General features: G+C 65.7%; 16 protein-coding genes and 1 riboswitch. Of the genes, 15 read left to right on the top strand and 1 reads right to left on the bottom strand.

Annotated elements, in window-relative coordinates:
* The first annotated feature begins 4 nt into the window (after positions 1-4).
* From infB to IGW04_RS02115, 6 genes are all read left to right on the top strand, one after another.
* A complete protein-coding gene (infB, locus tag IGW04_RS02140) occupies positions 5-2,872 on the top strand; it encodes a translation initiation factor IF-2 (protein ID WP_194711352.1) in 2,868 nt (955 codons plus the stop codon).
* A 236-nt stretch (positions 2,873-3,108) separates the two neighbouring features.
* Positions 3,109-3,498 (top strand): 30S ribosome-binding factor RbfA, encoded by a 390-nt coding sequence (gene rbfA / locus IGW04_RS02135; protein WP_194711351.1) that lies wholly within the window; start codon positions 3,109-3,111, stop codon positions 3,496-3,498.
* Positions 3,488-4,414, top strand: coding sequence for a tRNA pseudouridine(55) synthase TruB (gene truB, locus IGW04_RS02130; protein WP_228526748.1), 927 nt, complete (start codon positions 3,488-3,490; stop codon positions 4,412-4,414). The genes rbfA and truB overlap by 11 nt, the downstream gene beginning before the upstream one ends.
* Before the next feature lie 139 nt (positions 4,415-4,553).
* Entirely contained in the window at positions 4,554-6,389 is a 1,836-nt protein-coding gene (gene typA, locus IGW04_RS02125; protein ID WP_194711349.1) for a translational GTPase TypA, read from the top strand.
* A gap of 218 nt (positions 6,390-6,607) precedes the next feature.
* Complete coding sequence (locus tag IGW04_RS02120; RefSeq protein ID WP_194711348.1) at positions 6,608-7,435, top strand: IclR family transcriptional regulator; 828 nt, start codon at positions 6,608-6,610, stop codon at positions 7,433-7,435.
* Between the two features lie 43 nt (positions 7,436-7,478).
* Positions 7,479-7,713, top strand: a riboswitch (cobalamin riboswitch).
* 119 nt (positions 7,714-7,832) lie between these two features.
* On the top strand, positions 7,833-9,704 hold the full coding sequence (locus tag IGW04_RS02115) for a TonB-dependent receptor domain-containing protein (RefSeq protein WP_194711347.1): 1,872 nt from the start codon (positions 7,833-7,835) through the stop codon (positions 9,702-9,704).
* Here the strand turns inward: IGW04_RS02115 and IGW04_RS02110 are convergent.
* Positions 9,689-10,702: a sensor domain-containing diguanylate cyclase gene (locus IGW04_RS02110; RefSeq protein WP_194711346.1), complete on the bottom strand. Its 1,014-nt coding sequence runs from the start codon at positions 10,700-10,702 to the stop codon at positions 9,689-9,691. The two genes, IGW04_RS02115 and IGW04_RS02110, sit on opposite strands and share 16 nt — an antisense overlap.
* Positions 10,703-10,966: 264 nt before the next feature.
* On the opposite strand from IGW04_RS02110, the gene IGW04_RS02105 reads away from it, so the two are divergent.
* The 9 genes from IGW04_RS02105 (at position 10,967) to IGW04_RS02065 (ending at position 24,277) form a co-directional block, all read left to right on the top strand.
* The gene (locus tag IGW04_RS02105) at positions 10,967-12,211 is read left to right on the top strand and encodes a GTP cyclohydrolase II (RefSeq protein ID WP_194711345.1); all 1,245 of its coding nucleotides are present in this window, start codon (positions 10,967-10,969) and stop codon (positions 12,209-12,211) included.
* Positions 12,208-13,410 (top strand): URC4/urg3 family protein, encoded by a 1,203-nt coding sequence (locus tag IGW04_RS02100; RefSeq protein WP_194711344.1) that lies wholly within the window; start codon positions 12,208-12,210, stop codon positions 13,408-13,410. Before IGW04_RS02105 ends, IGW04_RS02100 begins: the two co-directional genes overlap by 4 nt.
* Positions 13,411-13,427: 17 nt before the next feature.
* Positions 13,428-14,060 carry a uracil phosphoribosyltransferase gene (upp, locus tag IGW04_RS02095; protein ID WP_194711343.1) on the top strand — a complete coding sequence of 211 codons (633 nt, stop codon included), beginning with the start codon at positions 13,428-13,430 and terminating at the stop codon, positions 14,058-14,060.
* Positions 14,061-14,073: 13 nt separating this feature from the next.
* Entirely contained in the window at positions 14,074-14,715 is a 642-nt protein-coding gene (locus IGW04_RS02090; RefSeq protein ID WP_194711342.1) for a TetR/AcrR family transcriptional regulator, read from the top strand.
* Positions 14,716-14,727: 12 nt separating this feature from the next.
* A complete protein-coding gene (locus tag IGW04_RS02085) occupies positions 14,728-16,011 on the top strand; it encodes an amidohydrolase family protein (protein ID WP_194711341.1) in 1,284 nt (427 codons plus the stop codon).
* Between the two features lie 105 nt (positions 16,012-16,116).
* Positions 16,117-17,784 (top strand): methyl-accepting chemotaxis protein, encoded by a 1,668-nt coding sequence (locus IGW04_RS26010; RefSeq protein WP_194711340.1) that lies wholly within the window; start codon positions 16,117-16,119, stop codon positions 17,782-17,784.
* A 136-nt stretch (positions 17,785-17,920) separates the two neighbouring features.
* The gene (locus tag IGW04_RS02075; RefSeq protein WP_194711339.1) at positions 17,921-19,123 is read left to right on the top strand and encodes an ABC transporter substrate-binding protein; all 1,203 of its coding nucleotides are present in this window, start codon (positions 17,921-17,923) and stop codon (positions 19,121-19,123) included.
* A gap of 2 nt (positions 19,124-19,125) precedes the next feature.
* Positions 19,126-21,987 (top strand): ATP-binding protein, encoded by a 2,862-nt coding sequence (locus IGW04_RS02070; RefSeq protein WP_194711338.1) that lies wholly within the window; start codon positions 19,126-19,128, stop codon positions 21,985-21,987.
* A gap of 751 nt (positions 21,988-22,738) precedes the next feature.
* Positions 22,739-24,277 (top strand): leucine-rich repeat domain-containing protein, encoded by a 1,539-nt coding sequence (locus IGW04_RS02065; protein WP_194711337.1) that lies wholly within the window; start codon positions 22,739-22,741, stop codon positions 24,275-24,277.
* Positions 24,278-24,285: the final 8 nt, after the last annotated feature.

Raw genomic sequence — 24,285 nt, 5'->3', positions numbered from 1 at the left:
CTGAATGGCGAGTACCAACGTAGCCCAATTTGCCACCGAGCTCAAAATGCCGGCCGACCTGCTGTTGACCCAACTGCGCGCAGCCGGCGTCGAGAAGAGCTCGACCTCCGACCAGCTTTCCAAGGAAGACAAGGACAAGCTTCTCGGTCATCTGCGTCGCGCGCATGGTGTGGCGCCGGACAGCGAAAAGAAGAAGATCACCCTGACCCGCAAGGAAACCACCGAGATCAAGCAGGCCGACGCCACCGGCAAGTCGCGCACGATCCAGGTGGAAGTGCGCAAGAAGCGTACTTTCGTCCAGCGTGCCGAGCCGGTCGCGGAAGAAGTGCCGGCGGCGCAGGCTGCCGCGCCGGTCGTTGACCCGGCCGAAGCCGCCCGCCGCGAGGAAGAGGCGCGCCGCCAGGCTGCCGAGCAGGCTGCGCGCCAGCAGGCTGAATTGCGCGAGCGCCAGGAACGCCTGGCCGCGCTGGAAGCCGAGCGCCTTGCACAGGAAGAAGCCGAGGCGCGCGCTGCGCAGAAAGCCGCTGCCGAAAAGGCCGCGGCCGAAGCCAATGCCCGTCGCGCTGCCGCTCAGGCCCAGACCACGCAGGCCAAAGCGCCTGCCGCGCCGCCCACGCCTGATCCGGCCGCCGAGGAAGCCAAGCGCGCTGCCGAAGAGGAAGCACGCAAGAAACGCGAGCAGGATGCCAAGGAGGCCGCCGAGCGCGCGGCCGCCGTCGAGCGCGCCCGCAAGGCGGTCGCCGACGAAGTTGCGCAGATCAAGGCGATGATGAATGCGCCGCGCCGCGTGATCAAGGCGCCGGAGCCGGCGCCCGCGCCGGTCGCCAAAGCCAAGCCGCAGGAAGGCACGCTGCACAAGCCTGCCGACAAGAAGACCGAGGTCAAGAAGGATGACAAGAAGCCGGCCGCAACGCCGGACAAGAAGTCCATCAAGTCGGCCAATGTGTCGTCGACCTGGCAGGACGACGCCAAGAAGCGCGGCCCCGGCATCAAGACCCGTGGCGCCCCGAGCGGCGGCGGCGGTCGCGATGGCTGGCGCTCGGGTCCGCGCGGCGGTCGCCGCGGCGGCCATTCGGAAGACCGCGAAAGCAACTTCCAGGTGCCGACCGAAGCCGTGGTCAAGGACATCAGCGTGCCGGAAACCATCACCGTGGCCGAACTGGCGCACAAGATGGCGGTCAAGGCATCCGAGGTCATCAAGCATTTGATGAAGCTGGGCCAGATGGTCACCATCAACCAGGTGCTGGACCAGGAAACCGCGATGATTCTGGTCGAGGAAATGGGCCACACCGCGCATGCGGCCAAGCTGGATGATCCCGAGGCCCTGCTGCAGGACGGCGCCGAGCATGCCGACGCCGAGCAGCTCGATCGTGCGCCGGTCGTGACCGTCATGGGTCACGTCGACCATGGCAAGACCTCGCTGCTGGACTATATCCGTCGCGCCAAGGTGGCATCCGGCGAGGCTGGCGGCATTACCCAGCACATCGGCGCCTACCATGTGCAGACGCCGCGCGGCATGATCACCTTCCTCGACACCCCGGGCCACGAGGCGTTCACCGCCATGCGTGCCCGCGGCGCCAAGGCGACCGACATCGTCATCCTGGTGGTGGCGGCGGACGACGGCGTGATGCCGCAGACCAAGGAAGCGATCGCCCATGCGAAGGCGGCCGGCGTGCCGCTGGTGGTGGCGATCAACAAGATCGACAAGCCGGGCGGCAACCTCGATCGCGTGACCCAGGAACTGGTCGCCGAGCAGGTCGTGCCGGAAGAATACGGCGGCGATTCGCCGTTCGTCCCGGTGTCGGCCAAGACCGGCCAGGGCGTGGACGACCTGCTGGAGCAGGTGCTGCTGCAGGCCGAGGTTCTGGAGCTGAAGGCGCCGGTGGATGCGCCTGCACGTGGCCTGGTGATCGAAGCCAAGCTGGACAAGGGCCGCGGCCCGGTGGCCACCATCCTGGTGCAGTCGGGCACCCTGAAGCGCGGCGACGTCGTGCTGGCGGGTTCGGCCTATGGCCGCGTCCGTGCGATGCTGGACGAGAATGGCAAGTCGATTGCCGAGGCTGGTCCGTCGCTGCCGGTGGAAATCCAGGGCCTGACCGAGGTGCCGAATGCCGGCGAGGAAGTCATGGTCATGACCGACGAGCGCAAGGCGCGTGAAATCGGCCTGTTCCGCCAGGGCAAGTTCCGCGACGTGAAGCTGGCCAAGCAGCAGGCCGCCAAGCTGGAAAACATGTTCGAGCAGATGGCCGAAGGCGAAGTCAAGTCGTTGCCGATGATTATCAAGACCGACGTCCAGGGTTCGCAGGAAGCGCTGGTGCACTCGATGCAGAAACTGTCCACCAGCGAAGTGCGGGTGCAGGTGGTGCATGCGGGCGTCGGTGGCATTACCGAGTCCGACGTCAACCTGGCGGTTGCGTCCAAGGCGGTCATCATCGGCTTCAACACCCGGGCCGATGCCCAGGCCCGCAAGCTGGCCGAAGCCAACGGCGTCGACATCCGTTACTACAACATCATTTACGATGCGGTGGACGAGATCAAGGCGGCGATGTCGGGCATGCTGGCGCCGGAGAAGCGCGAGAACAATATCGGCCTGGTCGAGATCCGCCAGGTCATCATGGTCAGCAAGGTTGGCGCGATTGCAGGCTGCTACGTGCTCGAGGGCATTGCCCGCCGTGGCGCGTCGGCCCGCCTGCTGCGCAACAATGTCGTGGTCTGGACCGGCGAACTCGATTCGCTGAAGCGCTTCAAGGATGACGTCAAGGAAGTCAAGTCGGGCTTCGAATGCGGCCTGACGCTGAAGAACTTCAACGACATCAAGGAAGGCGACCAGCTCGAGCTGTACGAAGTGCAGGAAGTGGCGCGCACGCTGTAAGGCGAGAGCGTCAAGACCCGTCGGGATTCCGCGGTGTACGATGTGCATCGCCGGGTCCCGATTTTTTTGCTGGATAGCGACACGCCCGCACTGCTGCGGCGAGGGTTCAGCGAAGACGCCGCCCGGTAACATGCCAGGCCAGCCTGGATGCCCGTCCTCCAGGCTGCGAGCCGCTCAGGCTGCAACGGTGCGCCTTGTTTTCCGCGCCATCCATCAACCACCCAACATCCATCATCATGGCCAAACACAGTAAAACCATACCGGCCCGCGGATTGCGCGTGGCCGACCAGATCCAGCGCGACCTGGCCGAAATCATTGCCTATGAACTGAAAGACCCGCGGGTCGGCATGATCACGATTACCGAAGTGCAGCTGACCCCCGATTACGCCCATGCCAAGGTGTTCTTCACCACGCTGGCGGACGATCCGGAAGTGGTGAAGAACACCGTGCAGGGCCTGTCCAAGGCTGCTGGCTATATCCGGCTCACGCTGGGCAAGCGGCTGACCATCCACACCCTGCCGGAACTGCATTTCGTGCATGACCGCTCGACTGCGCGCGGCGCCGCGCTGTCCAAGCTGATCGACGAAGCCAATGCAAGCCGTGCGCTGGACGCGGATGAAGACTGAGGCACGCAGGAAGCGGGTGCCGGTGCACGGCGTTTTATTGCTCGACAAGCCGGAAGGCCTGTCGTCCAACGACGCGCTGGTGCGCGCAAAGCGCCTGCTAAATGCCGAAAAGGCCGGCCATACCGGCACGCTGGATCCGTTCGCCACCGGCCTGCTGCCGCTGTGCTTCGGCGAGGCCACCAAGTTCTCGCAGGATTTGCTGGAAGCCGACAAGACTTATGAGACAACCGTGCACCTGGGCGTGCGCACCAACACCGGTGACACCGAGGGCGAAGTGATCGGCACGGCCGGGGTTGAGGTGACATCGGCGCAGATCGAAGCCGTGCTGGCGCAATTTCGCGGGCCGATCGCCCAGGTTCCGCCGATGCATTCGGCACTGAAGCGCGACGGCCGGCCATTGTATGAATATGCCCGCGCCGGCATCACGCTGGAACGCGAAGCGCGCCAGGTGGTCATACATTCACTGGCCTTGCTGTCCTATGAAGCACCGCTGCTGCGGCTGGCGGTGACCTGCAGCAAGGGAACCTACATCCGGGTGCTGGGCGAGGATATCGGCGCGGCGCTCGGCTGCGGCGCGCACCTGAAAACCCTGCGCCGCACCGCGGTCGGCCGGCTCACGCTGGAAGGCGCGATGACGCTGGACCAGCTGGACGCGCTGGACGAGCCAGGGCGTGCCGCCGCGCTGGCGCCGGTGGATGCGCTGCTGTCGAGTTTCCCGTTACTGAACCTGGACGACGAGCTGGCCCGCCGCTTCCTGCATGGCCAGCGCCTGGCGCTTGGCCAGTCGGGCATCGGGGCGCTGCCGCCGGCAGGCCGGGTCAAGGTGTACCGCCAGAGCGACGCCCGGCTGCTGGGCGTTGCGCAGCTGATGGAATACGGCGTGCTCGCGCCGGAACGGCTGGTGCTCGCCGGATAAGGTACCGATATCCTGTTGCAGACTTTCCCCTTGCGTCGGCAACTCGTTGAAATAAAGGGATTTTTCCGGAGTTTCGTGCGCCGCAGCATGATACAATGCGCGTCTTCCGTAATTCCGCCACATTCGCAGACAAGAGATCATGTCAAATACCAAACGCGCAATACGCAACATCGCCATCATCGCCCACGTCGATCACGGCAAAACCACGCTGGTTGACCAGCTGCTTCGCCAGTCCGGCACCTTCCGCGAGAACCAGCATGTTGATGCGCGCGTGATGGACTCCAACGACCTCGAAAAAGAACGCGGCATCACGATTCTGGCCAAGAACTGCGCGGTCGAATACAACGACACCCATATCAACATCGTCGACACCCCGGGCCACGCCGACTTCGGTGGCGAGGTCGAGCGCGTGCTGTCCATGGTCGACAGCGTGCTGCTGCTGGTGGATGCGGTGGAAGGCCCGATGCCGCAGACCCGTTTCGTGACCCGCAAGGCGCTGGCCCTGGGCCTGAAGCCCATCGTCGTGGTCAACAAGATCGACCGTCCGGGCGCCCGTCCTGACTGGGTGATCAACGCCACCTTCGAACTGTTCGACAAGCTGGGCGCCACCGAAGAGCAGCTCGACTTCCCGGTCGTGTTCGCGTCGGCCCTGAACGGCTACGCCAGCCTCGATTCCGAAGTGCGCGAAGGCGACATGAAGCCGCTGTTCGACGCCGTGCTGCAGCACGTTCCCGTGCGCGACGACGATCCGGACGGTCCGCTGCAACTGCAGATTTCCTCGCTCGACTATTCCTCCTACGTGGGCAAGATCGGCATTGGCCGCATCACCCGCGGCCGCGTCAAGGCGCTGCAGGACGTGATCATCATGAACGGCCCGGACAGCACGCCGCAGAAGGCGCGCATCAACCAGGTGCTGAACTTCAAGGGCCTGGAGCGGGTGCTGGTCGATGAAGCCGTCGCCGGCGACATCGTGCTGATCAACGGCATCGAGGAACTGGGCATCGGCACCACCGTCTGCGCGCCGGACACCCCGGATGCGCTGCCGATGCTGAAGGTCGACGAGCCGACGCTGACCATGAACTTCATGGTCAACAGCTCGCCGCTGGCCGGCCGCGAAGGCAAGTTCGTCACCAGCCGCCAGCTGCGTGACCGCCTCGAGCGCGAACTGAAGGCAAACGTCGCGCTGCGCGTCTCGCCCACCGACGACGACACCGTGTTCGAAGTCTCGGGCCGCGGCGAACTGCACCTGACCATCCTGATCGAGAACATGCGCCGCGAAGGCTACGAGCTGGCCGTGTCGCGTCCGCGCGTGGTGTTCAAGATGGTGGATGGCGTGCGCCACGAGCCGTTCGAGCTGCTGTCGGTGGACGTCGAGGAAAACCACCAGGGCGGCGTGATGGAAGAACTGGGCCGCCGTCGTGGCGACCTGCAGGACATGCAGCCGGACGGCAAGGGCCGTGTCCGCCTGGAATACAAGATCCCGGCACGCGGCCTGATCGGCTTCCAGGGCGAATTCATGACCCTGACCCGCGGCACCGGCCTGATGAGCCACATCTTCGACGAATACGCAGCCGTCGACAGCTCCAAGGGCGAGATGGTTGGCCGCCGTAACGGCGTGCTGATCTCGCAGGACGACGGCGCCGCCGTGGCCTATGCGCTGTGGAAGCTGCAGGATCGCGGCCGCATGTTCGTGGTCCACAACGACCCGGTGTACGAGGGCATGATCATCGGCATCCACTCCCGCGACAATGACCTGGTGGTCAACCCTATCAAGGGCAAGCAGCTGACCAACGTGCGCGCCTCCGGCACCGACGAAGCAGTGCGCCTGGTGCCGCCGGTCCAGCTGTCGCTTGAATACGCGGTGGAATTCATCGAGGACGACGAACTGGTGGAAATTACGCCCAAGAGCATCCGCCTGCGCAAGCGCTATCTGAAGGAACACGAGCGCAAGAAGGCGTCGCGCGAAGCAGCGTAAGAAGTACGGTCGGACAGATTTCCGGCTACAGCCCGCGGAATACCGGATGCATGCAAACCGGGTGCCGCGGGTTTTTTTTGATGTCATCCCGGCATGGCGGCTGGCTGGTGCCGCGCAATGAAACAGTGTTTCACTAAGCTGTTGAATGTGCTAACGTCAGGCCTACAATTTCCGAAGCGAGCCGCGCGCCCGTTCTTGCGATGCGGCCTATCCAGATCATGAGCACTTCCTCACTTCCCGTGACCGACGACAACCTCGACCCGGCGGATGACAGCGCCCGCACTGGCGAAGACCGTTACTACATCACCGCGCTGGCGCGCGGCCTTGAAGTACTTTCCTGCTTCCGTTCGGGTGACAGGTCGCTGTCGAACCAGCAGATCGCCGAGCGCTGCGGCCTTCCGAAGTCCACCATCACCCGCATTACCTATACCCTGACCAAGCTTGGCTACCTGGTGCAGTTGCCTGACGGCGGCCGGTTCGCGCTGGGCAACGCCACGCTGGCACTGGGCAGCGCCACGCTGGCGCGGATGGACGTGCGCCAGCTGGCCCGGCCGCTGATGCATGAGTTGGCCGAGTTCTCGGGCGCCACCGTCGCCATTGCGGTGCGCGACAAGCTGTCGATGATCTACGTCGAGGTGTCGCACAGCACCGCGGCTCTGGCGCTGACGCTGCAGGTGGGCTCGCGCATTCCGCTGGCGACATCGGCAATCGGCCGCGCCTATATGGCGCGGGCCAGCGAGCAGGAGCGGGAAGAGATACTGGACCGCGCGCGCGAACTGGACGACCAGGCCTATGCCAATGTCGTGGCCGGCCTGGAAAAGGCGCTGGCGGACGACCGGGAGTATGGCTGCGCCACGTCCTTTGGCGACTGGCAGAAGGATGTGAATGGCATTGCGCTGGGCTTTCGTCCTGTCAGCGGCAATTCCGCGATGGCGATCAATTGCGGCGGGCCGTCGACCACGCTGTCGCGGGAATTCCTGTTGAATGAAGTGCGGCCACGGCTTCTGGAGTTGGCGCAGCGGCTGGAAGGGAGCGCGGGGCGCTGACTGCCGGTTCGGTATTGCAATTGCCCTAAGTCCGTCATCTCCGTACAATTGCGCCGTTCTGGTGCCCGCGGACATGTCCATGTCCGCAGTTAAACGGGAAACACGAAGTCCGCGCCGTTCTTCCACGGCGCGCGTCCAGCGTGTGCTGCCCCCGCAACGGTAAAGCAAGCGCCGCAGCAATGCGGCTGGCCTTTTTTCAAAACCACTGTGCCTAGGGTATGGGAAGGTGAAAGGTCCGTCTTGCCAGCCCGGATACCGGCCAGAGCAGGTGGAAGCAGTCCGTGCGACTGCATGGCCGAAGGCAAGCACTGTCCGTCGGTCACGCAGGCTGCAATCCTGTCTTCCGTTCCATCCGGCCCGCGGGGAAGCAGGCCGGTTGCCCTTTCGCCATCAAACCATGACTTCGACTCGTTCTCCGGACGTGGGCTTCTTCCACGCGCCGTTTCTTGCAGCCGCCATCGCCGCTGCATTTCCCTTGTCCACCCTGGCCCAGCAAACCGACGGCGCATTGCCGGCGGTGCAGGTGACCGCCACCCGTGTGCCACAGCAGGTGCGCGATGTGCTGACTGACAACGTCGTCATCACCGCGGAGCAGATCGCCGCTTCCGGCCAGACCAGCCTGGTCGATCTGCTGCAGCAGCAGCGCGGACTGGAGATGTCGCGCAATGGCGGGCCGGGCACTGCCGCCTCGGTATTCCTGCGCGGCGCCAGCAATGTCCAGAACGTGGTGCTGGTCGACGGCGTGCGCGTCGGGTCGTCCACCCTGGGCGGCGCCACCTGGTCGGCGCTGCCGCTGTCGCAGATCGACCGGATCGAGATTGTCTATGGTCCGCTGTCGACGATGTATGGCGCCGATGCGGTGGGCGGCGTCGTGCAGATCTTCACCAAGAAGGGCGAACGCGCACCCAGCCTGACCGTTGGCGCCGGCCTGGGCAGTTATGGCGCCCGCACCCTCGAAGCCGGACTGTCCGGGGCGACCGGCGGCGAGCATGCCGTCAGGTATTCGGTCAATGTGGCGCGTGAACGGGCGGACGGCTTCTCCGCGACCCGGCCGCAAAGCTTTTCCTTTAATCCGGACAAGGATGGCTATACCCGGGAAAGCGCCAGCGGCCAGCTGGGAATGGACCTGGCCAAAGGCCACGAGATCGGCCTGACCTTCCTGCACAGCCGGCTGGAAGCCGAATACGACGCTGGCCCGTCCGCCGTCAACGATCGTTCGATCAGCCATGTCGGCGCCTATTCGCTGTACAGCCGCAATCAGCTGCTGCCGAACTGGACCAGCCTGCTGCGCTTCTCCAGTGGCCTGGACAGGGCCAGGGATATTTCCGCATACGGCATCGATACGGCCAGGACCAGGCAGGACGCATTGACCTGGCAGAACGACATCGCGATCGGCAGCGACCTGGCGCAAGTCCTGCTCGAACGCCGCATCGAGCATGTCGACTCGAGCAACTTCAGCGCCGACAGCCGCGCCACGAATGCGATCGCTGCCAGCTACCAGATGCGTCGCGGCGCCCACATGGCCAGCGCCAGCCTGCGCAACGATGACAGCTCGCAGTACGGTTCGAAAACCACCGGCAACCTTGGCTACGGATACCGGATCACGGATGCGCTGCGCGTCAATGCCAGCGCCGGCACCAGCTTCCGCGCGCCGACCTATAACGAGTTGTACTTTCCCGGCTACGGCGTACCCGCCAACCGCCCCGAACGCGGCCGCAATGTGGAAGCGGGCGTGTATTACGAGAAGGGCGGCGACCGTTTCAGCGCGGTGTTTTACCGTAACCGCGTCTCCGACCTGATCGTCTATGCCGCCGAATGCCCGGTTGCGCCGGAAAACTATCCCTTCGGCTGCGCCTACAACGTCAACCAGGCCTTACTGACCGGCGTGACGCTGGGCGCGTCGACCCGCTTCGGCCCGTACACGCTGCGCGGGTCACTGGACTTCCAGAATCCGCGCGACGAGACCACCGACCTGCTGTTGCCGCGCCGCGCCAGGAGGCATGGAACGGTAGCGCTCGAGTACGCCGCCGGCGCGCTCTCCGGCGGCGTGGAAACCCGTTTCGCCAGCCGTCGCTATGATGATGGCGCCAACACCACCGCGCTGGCCGGCTATGGCCTGCTGAACCTGTATGCCAGCTACCAGCTCGGCCGCGACTGGTCGGTGTATGGCCGCTGGAACAACATCCTCGACAAGAACTACGAGCTGGCAAGCGGCTATGCCACCGCCGGCTCGAACGTGTTCGTCGGCGTGCGCTACACCTTGCGCTGATGGCCTGAATCGCCATCGCCCGGAGTCTGCGCGGCTGGCGCGCCCGGCACGCCGGCCGCGCCCAGCTTGGCGTTGTACATCCGGATGTCGGCGATCCGCGCGGCATTGGCCAGCGAGCCGCTGGCCAGGCGCATCGCATGTCCTAGGCCGGCGCGGATGCCGGCGCCGGCCAGCGCCTGCCGGATCTTTTCGGCGGCCTGGCCGCCCTGCTGCGCATTCACGCCGCGCAGCAGCAGGGCGAAGCGGGCCGGGCCGACCCTGGCCAGGCCATCCTGCTCGCGCACATGGCTCTTGAGCAAGTGGGCAACCCGGTTCAGGGTATTGTCCCAGTCGACCGAACCGGCGCCGTCGGCGCCGTTTTCCGGCTCATTCAGTTCCACCATCATCGCCAGCGCATCGGCGTCTTCCTGCTTCAGCGCTGCTTCCTCTTCTTCCAGCAATACCTGCCAGCCGTGCTGGTTCGGCAGACCGGTCAGGTGGTCGATATTGGCCGGCGGCCTCGTCCTGGCCGGCGCTGACCGCTGGTCGACGAGCTTGAAGGAATGGGCGACCAGGGTATTGATGGTACGGGAGATGGTCTTGACCAGCTGGCGCTGGGCAGCGCTGAAAGGCGGCATCGGCTCGGGATGAACGCCGCAGATGGTGCCCAGCAACTCCCCCCGCCACGACAGCATCGGATAGCCGATATAGGCGCCGATCGGGATCGTGGTTCTGACCGGCGCTTCGGCCAGCACCGGATTGGCGGCGGCGTCTTCGGCAAAGCAGCAGCCATAATGCTCCAGCACCCGGATGCAGAGGGTGTCGGGCCAGGGAAAACTGTCGCCCGCCTTGACGCGGTTCTGCGTGTCATCAGCCTGGATCACGGTCCAGGAACTGCCGGCCAGCCGTCCCACCATCCACAGCCGCATCGGCACCACCAGCCGCAGGCAGCCCAGCAGGGCTGGCAGCGATTCCTGCAGCGAGGCGTAGGGAAGCATGGCATCGATAGGTACTTTCATTGCAACTCCTTGCGGCGCTGCGGTTGGCGCCACCGTCTCCGATCATCGTTCTTGCCGGGGTGTCATGCACCGCCATGACTCACCTTAACGCATCGGCTCCCGCCGAGGGTGCGTCCGGACCCGCATCCGGCCTGCGGTGGCTCAATACTGCGCTGTTTTCCGGCGAATTTTTCCAGGCACATAAACTGCTAACAGGAATAAACTTGACCGTGCAGTCAGGATTTATGTTCGTTGTACGGCTACACTCATTGAGGAGTCGAACCCATGTCCGCCCATATTGTTTTGACGTCGCATACACCCGGCCGAGGGGACAAGGCCGCCCATCCGATCCGCTGGGGCGCGGCCACGCCGCAGGAGCGCGGACCCATCGTCGCCAGCGTCAGCGCCGGCAACCACCGCAATGCCATCGGCACCCACTCCGGCGCCTATGCGATCTACCGGGCGCTGGCGGTAGCTTCCGGCAACCTCAACCGCGACCACCGGCCCGACTTCACCGACACCACGCCGGCCGAGTCGGTCGGACCGCATCCGCAGTGGGCCGATGCCGGCAAGATCGTCTCGCTCGACCCCTACGGCCACATGGCGGCCAGCGCATTCGACAGGGAAATCGCCGCCGGTCTCGATATCCGTCCGACCATCGCCATCACCAAGGCCCACATCAACATGCCCGAGCTGCGGGCAGCCATCGACGCCGGCCGCCTGAAGCCGGATGGCGAGATCCTGTTCGCCAACGGCGACGCCCGCGTCACCAAGGCGGCGATCGACCCGGTCTGGTACCTGCCGGGACTGGCGGAGCGCTTCGGCATCAGGGAAAGCGCCTTGCGCCGCAACCTGTTCGAGCAGACCGGCGGCATGTTCCCCGAACTGGTCACGCGGCCGGACCTGAAGGTGTTCCTGCCGCCGATCGGCGGCATGACGCTGTACTGCTTTGGCGATATCGAACAGCTGGGCAAGCCGGAAACCCGGGTCGCCTGCCGGGTGCATGACGAATGCAACGGCTCGGACGTGTTCGGTTCCGACATCTGCACCTGCCGTCCCTACCTGGCCCATGGCATCGAGGTCTGCATCGAGATGGCGCAGCAGGGCGGCGTCGGCCTGGTGATCTATAACCGCAAGGAAGGCCGGGCGCTGGGCGAGGTGACCAAGTTCCTGGTCTACAACGCCCGCAAGCGCCAGGTCGGCGGCGACCGCGCCGAGACCTATTTCACCCGCACCGAATGCGTGGCCGGCGTGCAGGACATGCGCTTCCAGGAACTGATGCCGGACGTGTTCCACTGGCTGGGCATCAAGCGCATCGACCGCTGGGCATCGATGAGCAACATGAAGCATGGCGCGCTGGTGGAGCAGGGCATCGAGGTGGTGGAGCGGGTGCCGATTCCGGACGAGCTGATCCCGGCCGACGCCCGGGTGGAAATGGATGCCAAGGTGGCCGCCGGCTATTTCTCGACCATTGCGCCGGCCAGCATCGAGGAACTGGCCGTGCCGAAGGGCAGGGGGCTGGCCGAATGAACGATGCCGCTTCCTCCCTGCTCTGCGCGCAGGCGGTGCGCAGCCACTGCGCGCAGATCATGCGTCTGGCCGAGCGCGATGCCGCGCCGCATTTCCGCTGGCATCCGGAGCGGCTGCCGCAGGCGGCCGCCTATGTCGCCGACACCATACGCCGGCGCTATCCCGACCTGAACGTGCCTTACCACAGCCGCTGGCGGCATTTCGAGGCGGGCGGCGTCGACCGCTGGCGCGCACTGGCCGACAGCGTGCCGATGGACGCCGCCGAACGGGCGCGGGTGCGCATCGACCTGGTGATACCGAGCGTGCTGCTCGATGCCGGCGCCGGGCCCGACTGGCATTACGACGACGCCGCCAACGGCATGCGGCTGGCGCGTTCGGAGGGCCTGGGCGTGGCCAGCCTGGCGCTGTTTGCGGGCGGCGCCCTGTCGGACGATGCGGCGCAGCCGCTGCGCACCGATGCCGCCGCATTGGCCCGCTTCGACGCAGCGGCGCTGGCGCGTGCTTTCCAGGTGGGGCCAAACAATCCCCTGGTGGGCCTGGAAGGGCGGGCCGGCCTGCTGCGCCGCCTCGGTGAGGTGATGGCCGCTGCGCCCGGCCTGTTCGGCAGTCCGGCGCGGCTGGGCAACCTGTACGACAGCATTGCCGCGCGCGCCGACAATGGCCGCGTCGAGGCGGGCGCGGTGCTCAAGCTGCTGCTCGATGTGCTCGGGCCGGTATGGCCGGGACGGCTGACGCAGGACGGCGTCAACCTCGGCGACTGCTGGCGCCACCCCGGTACCGACGACGGCCTGGCGCCGTTCCACAAGCTGACCCAGTGGCTGACCTATTCGCTGCTGGAGCCGCTGGAGGAAGCCGGCCTGGTCGTGACCGGCCTGGACCAGCTGACCGGCCTGCCGGAATACCGCAATGGCGGACTGCTGCTGGACTTTGGCATAATCACGCCCCGCGACCCCTCCTTCACCAGTCGCCTGCTGACCGTGGACGAGCCGGCGGTGGTGGAATGGCGGGCGCTGACCGTGATTGCCCTGGACCGGCTGGCCGATGCGGTGCGCGCCGAACTGGGCGTGACGGCGGCGCAGTTTCCGCTGGCGCGCATCCTGGAAGGCGGCACCTGGGCGGCCGGCCGCCGCATCGCTGCCGAGCGGCGCCCGGGCGGCGCACCGCCGGTGCAAATCGATAGCGACGGCACCGTGTTTTAACCTTGAAAGGACCTCCGATGAATCCGGACTTCACCCTGATCACGCATCCGCTGATCCAGCACAAGCTGACCTTCATGCGCAGCGAGAACACCACCACCGACAACTTCCGCCGCCTGCTGCGCGAGATCAGCCAGATGCTGGCCTATGAAGTCACGCGCGACCTGCCCACCGAGATGATCACCATCAACACGCCGCTGGCCACGATCGAATCGCCCATCATCAGCGGCAAGAAGCTGTGCCTGGTGTCCATCCTGCGCGCCGGCAACGGCATGCTCGACGGCATGCTGGACGTGCTGCCGGCGGCCCGCATCGGCCATATCGGCCTGTACCGCGACCCGGAAACCCTGGAGCCGGTCGAGTACTACTTCAAGATGCCCGATGACATCGGCGCGCGCCTGGTGATCGTGGTCGACCCGATGCTGGCCACCGGCAATTCCGCCATTGCCGCGCTGAGCCGCCTGAAGGAAAGCGGCGCCACCAGCATCAAGTATGTCTGCCTGCTGGCCTCGCCCGAGGGACTGGCCGCATTGCGCGCCGCCCATCCGGATGTGCCGGTGGTGGCGGCCGCGCTGGACGAGCGCCTGAACGAGCACGGCTACATCGTGCCGGGCCTGGGCGACGCCGGCGACCGCATGTTCGGCACCCGCTGAAGGACCGCGTGGCATGGAAGCCGTGGTGGCCGGGCCCAAGGGCAAGGGCCGCATACGCCTGGCCAACGAGGCCGACATCCTGCGGGCGGCCGAGCAGGTGTTTGCCCGCGCCGGCTATGCCGGCGCCACCATGGCGGAGATTGCCGAGCGCGCCGGCATCCCGAAATCCAACCTGCACTACTACTTCGGCACCAAGCGCGAGATCTACCGGGCGGTGCTGACGCACATCCTGGCGCTATGGCTGGCGCCGACCGACAGCATCCGCGAGGATAACGATCCCGGCGCCGCGCTGTCGGACTACATCGAGGCCAAGATGCGGCTTACCGCCGCCCATCCCGACGCCTCGCGGGTATTCGCCAGCGAGGTGCTGCACGGCGCCACCGAGATCGGCGACATCCTGCGCGGCGAACTGCGCGCGCTGGTGGCGCGCAAGGCGGCCGTGATCGAGCGCTGGATTGCCGACGGACGAATGGCGCCGGTCGATCCGCGCCACCTGTTCTTCACCATCTGGGCCGCGACCCAGACCTATGCCGACTTCGAGGCCCAAGTGTGCGCCGTGCTGGACGTGGGACGGCTGGATGCGCCGCAGATCGGCGCGGCGACCCGCCACCTGAAAACCCTGCTGCTGCGCGGCTGCGGGCTGGGGCAGGAATAACAAGGAGCAAGCATGCTGGATCTGCTGATCAGGAACTGCACCCTGGCCGACGGCCGCAACCGGCTCGACATCGGCATACAAGACGGCCGCATCGTTGCGCTGGAAGCGAACCTGCAGGCCGACGCCGGACAGACCATGGACGCGGCCGGGCAACTGGTGACGGCGCCGTTCGTCGACGCGCATTTCCACATGGACTCCACCCTGTCGTATGGCCTGCCGCGGGTGAACCAGTCCGGCACGCTGCTGGAAGGCATTGCGCTGTGGGGCGAATTGAAACCGGCGCTGGCGCAGGAGGCGCTGGTGGAGCGGGCGCTGGCCTATTGCGACTGGGCGGTCGCCAGGGGACTGCTGGCCATACGCAGCCATGTCGACATCTGCGACGACCGGCTGCTGGCGGTGGAAGCCCTGCTGCACGTGAAGGAGAAGGTGCGGCCCTATCTGGACCTGCAGCTGGTGGCCTTCCCGCAGGACGGCCTGCTGCGCTCGCCGAATGCGATGAGCAACCTGCTGCGCGCGCTGGACATGGGCGTGGAGGTGGTTGGCGGCATACCGCATTTCGAGCGCACCATGGCCGACGGCGCGGAGTCGGTGCGCCTGCTGTGCGAGCTGGCCTGCGCGCGCGGCCTGATGGTCGACATGCATTGCGACGAAACCGACGACCCGCTGTCGCGCCATATCGAAACCCTGGCCTTCCATGCCCAGCGGCTTGGCATGCAGGGCAGGGTGACCGGCTCGCATCTGACCTCGATGCATTCGATGGACAACTATTACGTCTCCAAGCTGCTGCCGCTGATGCGGGAAGCCGGCGTGGCCGCCATCGCCAATCCGCTGATCAACATCACCCTGCAGGGCCGCCATGACAGCTACCCCAGGCGGCGCGGCATGACGCGGGTGCCGGAACTGCTTGCGGCCGGCGTGCCGGTGGCTTTCGGCCACGACTGCGTGATGGACCCATGGTATGGCCTGGGCAGCGGCGACATGCTGGAAGTGGCCCACATGGGCCTGCATGTGGCCCAGATGACCGGACAGGAGGCGATGAGGCAGTGCTTTGCGGCCGTGACGTCGACGCCTGCGGCGATACTCGGCCTGGAAGGCCATGGCGTGGCGCCGGGCTGCCGCGCCGACCTGGTGCTGCTGCAGGCGCGTGATCCGGTGGAGGCGATCCGGCTGCGGGCAACGCGGCTGGCGGTGCTGCGCGGCGGCAGGCTGATCGCCAGCAGTCCACCGGCGGTGGCGCGGCTGGACCTGCCCGGCCGGCCTGGCGCAACCAGCTTTCAGCCTGAGCGGCCGAGATAGCAGCCACGGCAGCGCCGGCCCGGGTGGGCAGAAGGCGGCGGCGTCTCAAGTTTCAAGGTTTCAAGTCGTTATTGTCGGTGTCCGATACCAATCCCACCGATATCCATGTTCCAGAACATCACCATCAAGAGCCGCCTGATCTTCGTTCTTTCCTTCCTGTGCCTGCAACTCGTCGTCGGCGGCGTGATCGGCATCGTCAGCCTGAAGTTCGCCAACGACGACATGGAGATGCTGTACCGGGAACGCCTCTTGGCCATCGGCGAAATCAATGGCGTGGCGGGCCTGATGAACCGCAACCAGATCCTGCTGGCGCGCGCCATGACGGCCGATTCGGCCAAGGTCGGCGGCCTGATGTCCGAGCTGGAAGCCAACCGCAAAGAGGCCGATGCGCTGTGGGCCGCCTATACGAAGACCCCGAAGAAGCCCGCGGAGCAGAAGCTGGCCGATCAGTTCGCCGCGGCGCGCAAGGCCTATCTCGACGACGGCCTGGTGCCGGCGGTGCAGGCGGTGCGCGGCGACGACACCGGCCATGCGATCGAACTGCTGCATGGCCAGGTGTCGACATTGCTGCTGCCGACCCAGACGGCGATCGATGCGCTGATCAGGCTGCAGTCCGACGGCGCGAAGGCCGATTTCGAGCGCAGCCAGACCGTCTATGTCTGGGTGCGCAACACCTGCTCGGCGGCGGTGCTCTTCGGCGTGCTGCTGGCCATCTTCATCGGCGTTCGCCTGGTGCGCGCCATTACCGGACCGCTAGATGAAGCCGTGCGCATCGCTAGCGCAGTGGCTTCGGGCGACCTGACCCAGGACATCCCGGTACGCGCCAGCGACGAGACCGGCAAGCTGATGCAGGCATTGAAGCGGATGAACGACAGCCTGGTCGACATCGTCGGCCGGGTGCGCACCGGCACCGACGCCATCGTGTCGGCCTCCAGCCAGATCGCGTCGGGCAACCTCGACCTGTCCTCGCGCACCGAGCAGCAGGCGTCCTCGCTGGAGGAGACCGCCTCGGCGATGGATGAACTCAATTCCACCGTGCGCCAGAACGAGGACAATGCGCGCCAGGCCAATCAGCTCGCCCTGGCCGCCTCCGATGTCGCCGCCCGCGGCGGCGCGGTGGTGTCCGACGTGATGCAGACCATGGGCGCCATCAATGCCGCGTCGCACCGCATCGCCGACATCATCGGCGTAATCGACGGCATTGCCTTCCAGACCAACATCCTGGCGCTCAACGCCGCGGTGGAAGCGGCCCGCGCCGGCGAACACGGCCGCGGTTTTGCGGTGGTCGCGACCGAGGTGCGCAGCCTGGCGCAGAAGAGCGCCTCGGCCGCACGCGAGATCAAGGCGCTGATCACCGATTCGGTCAGCCAGGTCGAAGGCGGCACGAAGCTGGCGCAGCAGGCCGGCGCCACCATGGAGGAAGTGGTGGCGAGCGTGCGCCGCGTCACCGACATGATGGGCGAGATCAGTTCCGCCAGCGCCGAACAGAGCGCCGGCATCGGCCAGGTCAATGAAGCCATTACCCAGATGGACCAGGTGACCCAGCAGAATGCCGCGCTGGTGGAGCAGGCCGCGGCGGCTGCCGGCGCGCTGCAGGAACAGGCACAGCATCTGCTGACGGCGGTTCAGGTGTTCCGCATGCATGGCGGCCAGGCTGTCGCGTCGCCGCGTGTTGCCGCCGCTGCGATGCCAGCCCGGGTCGCGCGCAGCGAGCCCCGCCTGCCCGCGCCAGCGAGCATGCCGGCTTCCGGCGGCGACTGGGAAGAGTTCTGATGCGGCTGCGCGGCGCTGCGTCGTGCCGCGACGGTTTGATTCCTGCTCCAGCCAGCGTTGCCAGATAGCTTGAGTGTTTCGTATATCGCCAAAAAACATTTCTCATACAATGCCCTCCCGGATTGCGGATTGGCCTATGTTTGTTTCCTTCCTGGCAATGCTGGCGCGACTGCTGCGTGCCGGTGCTTTATCTTCCATTCTGATCGCCTGGCCGGTGCACGGCGCGGGCGGGCCGGTGCTTGTGGGCCTGGATGCCGAATTCGGCCTGGACAACAGCATTTCCGCCCAGGCGATCGAACTGGGCATGCGCGTTGCGATCACCGAGATCAATGCCGCCGGCGGCGTGCTGGGCGGGCGCAAGCTGGAGCTGGTCACACGAGACCACCGCTCGATTCCTGCCCGCGGCATCCGCAATATCCGTGAACTGGCCGCGATGCCGGACCTGGTTGCCGTGTTCGGCGGGCGCTTTTCCCCGGTGCTGATCGAGCAGCTGCCCACGCTGGCGGAAGCGCGGCTGCCCTTCATGGCGGTCTGGTCTTCCGCCGACGCGATCATCGACAACGGCACCGATCCCAACTATATGTTCCGGGTTTCCCTGCGCGACAGCCTGGCCATGCCCTACATGCTCAAGAGCGCCGAGCGTCGCGGCTACACCCGCGTCGGCCTGCTCCTGACCAATACTGCGTGGGGCCGCAGCAATGAGGCCGCGGCGATGCGGCATGCGAGCGCCGGCAAGGCGCGTGCCCGCATCGCGGGAACCGCCTGGTACAACTGGCGCGACAGCACGCTCATGCCTGGCTACAAGCGCCTGCGCGACGCCGGCGCCCAGGCCATCGTGCTGGTGGCCAATGATGACGAGGCGGCCATCCTGGTCAGGGAAATCGCCGCGCTGCCGCCGGCGCAGCGCCTGCCCATCATCAGCCACTGGGGCGTGACCGGCGGCGACTTCGTCGGCCAGGCAGGGCCGGCGCTGCAGCAGGTGGACTTCACCGTCATCCAGACCTTCAGCTTTTCCCAGGCCGACCCCAAGGTGCTGCAGCGTTTCATGACGACACTCGCAAGCATGTCGCCGGTCGGGCGCATCGAAGACATCCGCGCGCCGGTCGGCGTGGCCCATGCCTACGATGCAATGCACCTCCTGGCGCGCGCCATTGCCAAGGCCGGCAGCACCGAGCGGCCGGCGGTGCGCGACGCGCTGGAACGGCTGGGCAGCTATCGCGGCCTGGTGCGCCTCTACCAGCCGCCGTTCACGAAAGACCGGCACGAGGCCCTGGGCCCGGAACAGCTGCTGATGGCCCGCTTCCGGGCTGACGGCGCGCTGGTTCCGGCCGGGAAATAGGCATGCTGTTTGGCCGACTCGCCGCCGGCAGCCTGGCGCGGCGCTTTGCATTTTCGTCCGCCGCGCTGGCCGCCGCCGCCTTGCTGCTGACGCTGCTGGCCTCCTGGGCGCTGGTGGCCCAGCAGCATGACCGGGGCCTGGCAGCGCTGCATGCGAAGGAAATGGACTTCCATGCCAGCAGTGCGCGCGGCCTGCTCAGCGGCATCGCGGTGCGGCTGGAAGAGCTGTCGCAAAGCGCCATCCTGGCCAATGCGCTGGTCGACAGCGCCGGCCGCGAGACCTATCTCAAGCCCTATCTGAACGGCGCCCGCCAGATCAACGGCGTGCCGGTGCAACTCATGCTCAGCGACTTCGACGGTGAGCTGATCGCCGAAAGCGCCGGCGCCCGGTTCTCCGCGGATGAACTGGCCTGGCTGCGCCGTCAGATCGCCGCCGGGCAGGATGCCGCCACCACCCAGGCCGGCGCGGCCGGGCCGGAACTGCTGGCCGTGCATCTGCTGCGCTATTCCCGCACCCGCACGCCGGAAGGCGCGCTGTTCTACAAGCTGCGCCTGGCCGATGTCGAGCACGATGCCGGCCTGGCTGTCATGCCCGGCCCGCGGGAAGGAATCGCCGCCGCCGACCTGCGCCGGCTCGAGCTGCCGCCGCTGTTGGGCGGCCTCGGCCTTTACCTGGTGCGCGACGGCATGCCGCCAGCCGACTATGGCGCGCTGCTGCCGCATTACGCTTTGATCCTGGTGGTGGTGCTGGCGCTGTCGACGGCGGTCTTGCTGCTGGGTTCGCGCCTGGCGCTGGCGCTGACCCGTGACCTGCGCCGGCTGGAGCAGTTTTCCAGCAGCGTCGTGCGCGACGGATTCGGCCTGGGCCGCGTCGAGGCGCGCGGCAGCCGCGAGGTGGCCAGCCTGGCGGTGTCGATCAACCACATGCTCGACCGGCTGCATGAACAGCATGCCCAGCTGCGCAACGAGAACGAGAAGTTCCATCAGCTGGCCGACACGATCCCCCAGCTTGCCTGGATCGCCGACGCGCACGGCCGGGTCGAGTGGTACAACGACCGCTGGTACGCCTATACCGGACTGACCGCTGAACAGGCGGCGGACCATGGCTGGCGCCAGGTCACCGATCCGGCGGAGCGGCCGGCGATAGACAGCCAGTGGCAGGCCGGCATCGCGTCCGGCGAGCCCTTCTCGCTGACCTTTGCGATGCGCGGCGCCGACGGAAGTCTGCGGCGCTTCTTCACCCAGCTCGCGCCGCTGCGCGACGCCGGCGGCAGGCTGGTGCAATGGTTCGGCACCAACACCGATCTGTCGCCGCTGGAGCAGGCGCAGCAGGCCATGCGCCGGAGCGAGGAGCGGCTGCGGGAAAGCCTGCTGGCCGCCAACATGGCCGCATGGCGCTGGAACCTCGACAGCGGCGTTACCCGGTTCTCGGAAAACGCGCCATCGGTATTCGGCCCGGTCTGGGAGCAGGCCAGGCAGGGCAACGACGAGATGGACAGCTGGCGCTTCCTGCCAGCGACCGATCAGGCACGGCTGCGCGCCATCGCGGAAGAAGCGTTGTCGCGCGGCGATTCCTATCGCTGCGAAATCGAGCTGCCCGACACGGCGCCGGGCGAGTGCCGCTGGATCGAGGTGCGCGGCAAGGCCGACAGCGATGCGCCGCGCAGCAGCAGCGGCATCGCGCTCGATGTCAGCGAGCGCAAGCGGGCCGAGCTTGCGCTGCGCCTGGCGGACCAGCGCAAGGATGAATTCCTCGCGATGCTGGCGCACGAGCTGCGCAACCCGCTGGCGCCGATCAGCAGCGCCGTGAAGATCATGGAACTGATGGCGCCGGATGCGCCGGCGCAGGTGCAGAAGGCGCGTGAAGTGATCGACCGCCAGGCGCGCCACCTTGCGCGGCTGGTGGACGACCTGATGGATGTGTCGCGCATTTCCACCGGCAAGATCGTGCTGCGCGACGAAGAGGTCGACCCGGTGGCCATGGTCCAGCGCGCCATTGAAATGAACCGGCCGCTGCTCGAAGCGCGCGGCCACCAGCTGACCACCCAGGGCCTGTCGCAGCCATCGCTGCCGATGCTGCGCGGCGACTCCACCCGGCTCACGCAGGTGATTGGCAACCTGGTCAACAATGCCGCCAAGTACACCGAGGCCGGAGGCCGCATCAGCATCGGCCTGGAACGGCAGGGCGACTGGCTGGTGATCAGGGTGGCCGACAATGGCGTGGGCATGTCGCCGCAGATCCTGCCGCATGTGTTCAATCTCTTCCTGCAGGCCGAGCGCTCGCTGGACCGATCGCTGGGCGGCCTGGGCATCGGCCTGTCGGTGGTCAAGCGCCTGACCGAACTGCATGGCGGCACGGTCGAGGCGCACAGCGCCGGCGAGCGGCTCGGCAGCGAGTTCGTGGTGCGGCTGCCGGTGGCCCGCGCCGCGCTGTCGCCGGCGCCAGCCACGGTGCCTTCCAGCCTGCCGACGGTGGCCCGCCGCATCCTGGTGGTGGACGACAACCGCGATGCGGTCGATGCGCTGGCCATGATGCTGCGCCTCAACGGCAGCGATGTCGAAGTGGCCTATGACGGCGCATCCGGCCTGGCCACCGCGCAGTCATTCCGCCCCGACGCCATCGTGCTCGACATCGGACTGCCCGGCATGGACGGCTATGAAGTCGCCCGACGCCTGCGCACGCGGCCAGAGACCGCCGACAAGCTGATCGTGGCCGTCACCGGCTATGGCCAGAAGGAAGACCGCGAACGGGCGCATGCGGCCGGCTTTGATCACCATCTGGTCAAGCCGATCGAATCGGAAACGCTGGTCCGGCTGCTGGCGGCGCCGCGTGGCACGGCGCCTGCGCATTCCCCCGCCATCTGACTGGGCGGGGCAGCAAGGCGGGCAATGACCCTGGCCGACATCTGCCCCCCCCGTTAGAGCGAATTTGGCCAGACTAGAGCGAATTTGGCCAGACTGGCCTCATGCTGCAGGCGTAGGTGCGGTTCCCCTTGCATCCTGCACCCTGGGCATGCCCCTGATGCCGTAGGGCGCAATACCCCGAAGGGGCATTGCGCCATGCGTGGACCAGCGAAGGTCCTTGATATGGCCTTTGCGGTTCCGACCGTGGTGCAATGCCCTTCGGGTATTGCACCCTACGAATCGCTGCTCACCCCTGGGCGGCACTTCCAAAGGCACTTGCTTGGCCGGTTAATGCCACACAGGCTGGAAATGCGCTAGCCTCATGCCGCAGGTTTAGGCGCGGCGCAACCTGCATCCTGCACATACCCCTGATGCTGTAGGGTGGAATAGCCCGAAGGGGCATTCCACCATGCGTGGACCAGATAAGGTCCTTGAGATGGTCTTTGCGGTACGCGACCGCGGTGCAATGCCCTTCGGGTATTGCACCTTACTAAGCCTCGGGCGACTCTTCCAAAGGCAGTCCTGCTTGGCCGGTGGATGCCAGTCAGGCTGGAAATGCGCTAGCAGGAAGGAGATGGCCAGACGCACCATCTTCATGGGAACAACAGGCAAGCCCCAGGACCGTGGCAGGCAGTATGCCGGACAGTATTGATGACAGGCAGGTTTGTGCTTATACCCAAAAATTCAAAGAAGGAACCACACGGGAAAAGCAGTGCCTCAATTACGGCTTGTCCAGAACCTGGATTTCTTCAAGCGCTATTGCCTTTTCTCCTCCTGTTTTAAAGGAATCATGATGGTCCCTGCTTATTCCGCTTCTTCGTTTTGCTCGCATGATATGTCCTTGGCGCGAGATGACACCTATTCGCACGGTGCGCAGCAGGCGCGCGCAAACGCCAAGCACAACGACGATCGAACTCGGCCAGAATGGCAACAGTTTTCCCAGCGCGCCGTGCGCGGCGTGCTGTGGTTGGACACCTTGCTCGATCAGGAAAACTCGACCCATCTGGCCGACTGGCTGGCTACCTCGCCTGCCGAAGTTCGCGGGCTCGCCTATGGAGGAAATTTAAAGGAAACGCGTCACTTCACTGACAACGATATGGCGGCGCTACTGAAGGCGCTGGAAGGGAATAAAGCCGTTGCTATGCTGTCGCTGAGCGGCATTTCCATTTCCCCTGCAGGCGCGGAAGCCTTGGCGAACCTGTTAAAGGTCAACCGAACCCTTGTGGAACTGAATTTGTCTGGCGCTAAAATTGGCGACCAGGGAGCATCCTGCCTGTCGGCAGCGCTGCCCTTCAATCAGACCCTTCGATCATTGAACCTGAGCGCAAACAGAATTGGAAAAGCCGGGGCAAATTATCTGTCTCATGCGCTTCGTGGGAATCATGCGCTTGCCACACTTGACCTTTCGTCCAACAACCTTGACTGCGAAGCCGCCCGGTTTCTGTCGGAAGCGCTGAAGAATAACAAGACCCTTGTGGATCTTCGCCTGAGCTGCAACAACATCGGCGCACAAGGCGCAGAACGCCTGGCGGAGGCGCTAAGGATTAATCACAGCCTTGTCGCACTTGACCTTAGCGAGAACGTGATCGGAAGTAGGCCGAATGCAAATGCGCGAGGGTGGGAAGCGCTCGCAGAGAACCAGGCTCTTGCCACACTGGACCTGACCCGAAACGGGTTGCGTGACGAAGACGCGCGCGTTTTGGCGGACGTATTGAAAACCAATGGCACCCTCACCACGCTTTCCTTAGCCATAAACAATATTGGCAATGACGGCATCCTGGCTCTTGCGGTGGCGCTGAAAGCCAATGCCACGCTCTCCAAACTTCACTTGCATGGAAATCTTTGCTCCGACGACCGTGCGGCGTTGCTATTGGATGCCCTAAAAGGCAATCGCGTACTGACCGATCTCTCCCCGCCCGTTGTCGATCTGGGAAACAGGGAGGAAGGCCGCATCCAAAACGACGTGGATCAGGCATCTGCGACAAATCATTTTTATCGCGCGGAATTTAATACCGAACTGGAGAAGAACAAGGAACTGGCCGGCAGTTTGCCTGCTGCGTCTGTCGGCTTCATGCTTGCCTCGGGTAACTACCCGCCGCATATCGCGGAGATAATTCTCGGCTATATGGTTACCTTGCCAGGCGTCGGGAAAGAGGATGCAAGGCGCACCCTCGACAGCCTGCAGCGCTCCGTTATGCCTGCTTCCTCGGGTAACTCTGCGCCTGGCACAATGCCATGCCAGATGGTGTAGGTACGCAA

Origin of the sequence: Noviherbaspirillum soli (assembly GCF_015352955.1) — a bacterium.
GTDB lineage: Bacteria > Pseudomonadota > Gammaproteobacteria > Burkholderiales > Burkholderiaceae_D > Noviherbaspirillum_A > Noviherbaspirillum_A soli.
This window is presented reverse-complemented; position numbering and strand designations above follow the sequence as displayed.

Coding starts and splice junctions, on each gene's coding strand:
- infB (WP_194711352.1), top strand. CDS start 5: ATGGCGAGTACCAACGTAGCCCAATTTGCCACCGAGCTCAAAATGCCG.
- rbfA (WP_194711351.1), top strand. CDS start 3,109: ATGGCCAAACACAGTAAAACCATACCGGCCCGCGGATTGCGCGTGGCC.
- truB (WP_228526748.1), top strand. CDS start 3,488: ATGAAGACTGAGGCACGCAGGAAGCGGGTGCCGGTGCACGGCGTTTTA.
- typA (WP_194711349.1), top strand. CDS start 4,554: ATGTCAAATACCAAACGCGCAATACGCAACATCGCCATCATCGCCCAC.
- IGW04_RS02120 (WP_194711348.1), top strand. CDS start 6,608: ATGAGCACTTCCTCACTTCCCGTGACCGACGACAACCTCGACCCGGCG.
- IGW04_RS02115 (WP_194711347.1), top strand. CDS start 7,833: ATGACTTCGACTCGTTCTCCGGACGTGGGCTTCTTCCACGCGCCGTTT.
- IGW04_RS02110 (WP_194711346.1), bottom strand. CDS start 10,702: ATGAAAGTACCTATCGATGCCATGCTTCCCTACGCCTCGCTGCAGGAA.
- IGW04_RS02105 (WP_194711345.1), top strand. CDS start 10,967: ATGTCCGCCCATATTGTTTTGACGTCGCATACACCCGGCCGAGGGGAC.
- IGW04_RS02100 (WP_194711344.1), top strand. CDS start 12,208: ATGAACGATGCCGCTTCCTCCCTGCTCTGCGCGCAGGCGGTGCGCAGC.
- upp (WP_194711343.1), top strand. CDS start 13,428: ATGAATCCGGACTTCACCCTGATCACGCATCCGCTGATCCAGCACAAG.
- IGW04_RS02090 (WP_194711342.1), top strand. CDS start 14,074: ATGGAAGCCGTGGTGGCCGGGCCCAAGGGCAAGGGCCGCATACGCCTG.
- IGW04_RS02085 (WP_194711341.1), top strand. CDS start 14,728: ATGCTGGATCTGCTGATCAGGAACTGCACCCTGGCCGACGGCCGCAAC.
- IGW04_RS26010 (WP_194711340.1), top strand. CDS start 16,117: ATGTTCCAGAACATCACCATCAAGAGCCGCCTGATCTTCGTTCTTTCC.
- IGW04_RS02075 (WP_194711339.1), top strand. CDS start 17,921: ATGTTTGTTTCCTTCCTGGCAATGCTGGCGCGACTGCTGCGTGCCGGT.
- IGW04_RS02070 (WP_194711338.1), top strand. CDS start 19,126: ATGCTGTTTGGCCGACTCGCCGCCGGCAGCCTGGCGCGGCGCTTTGCA.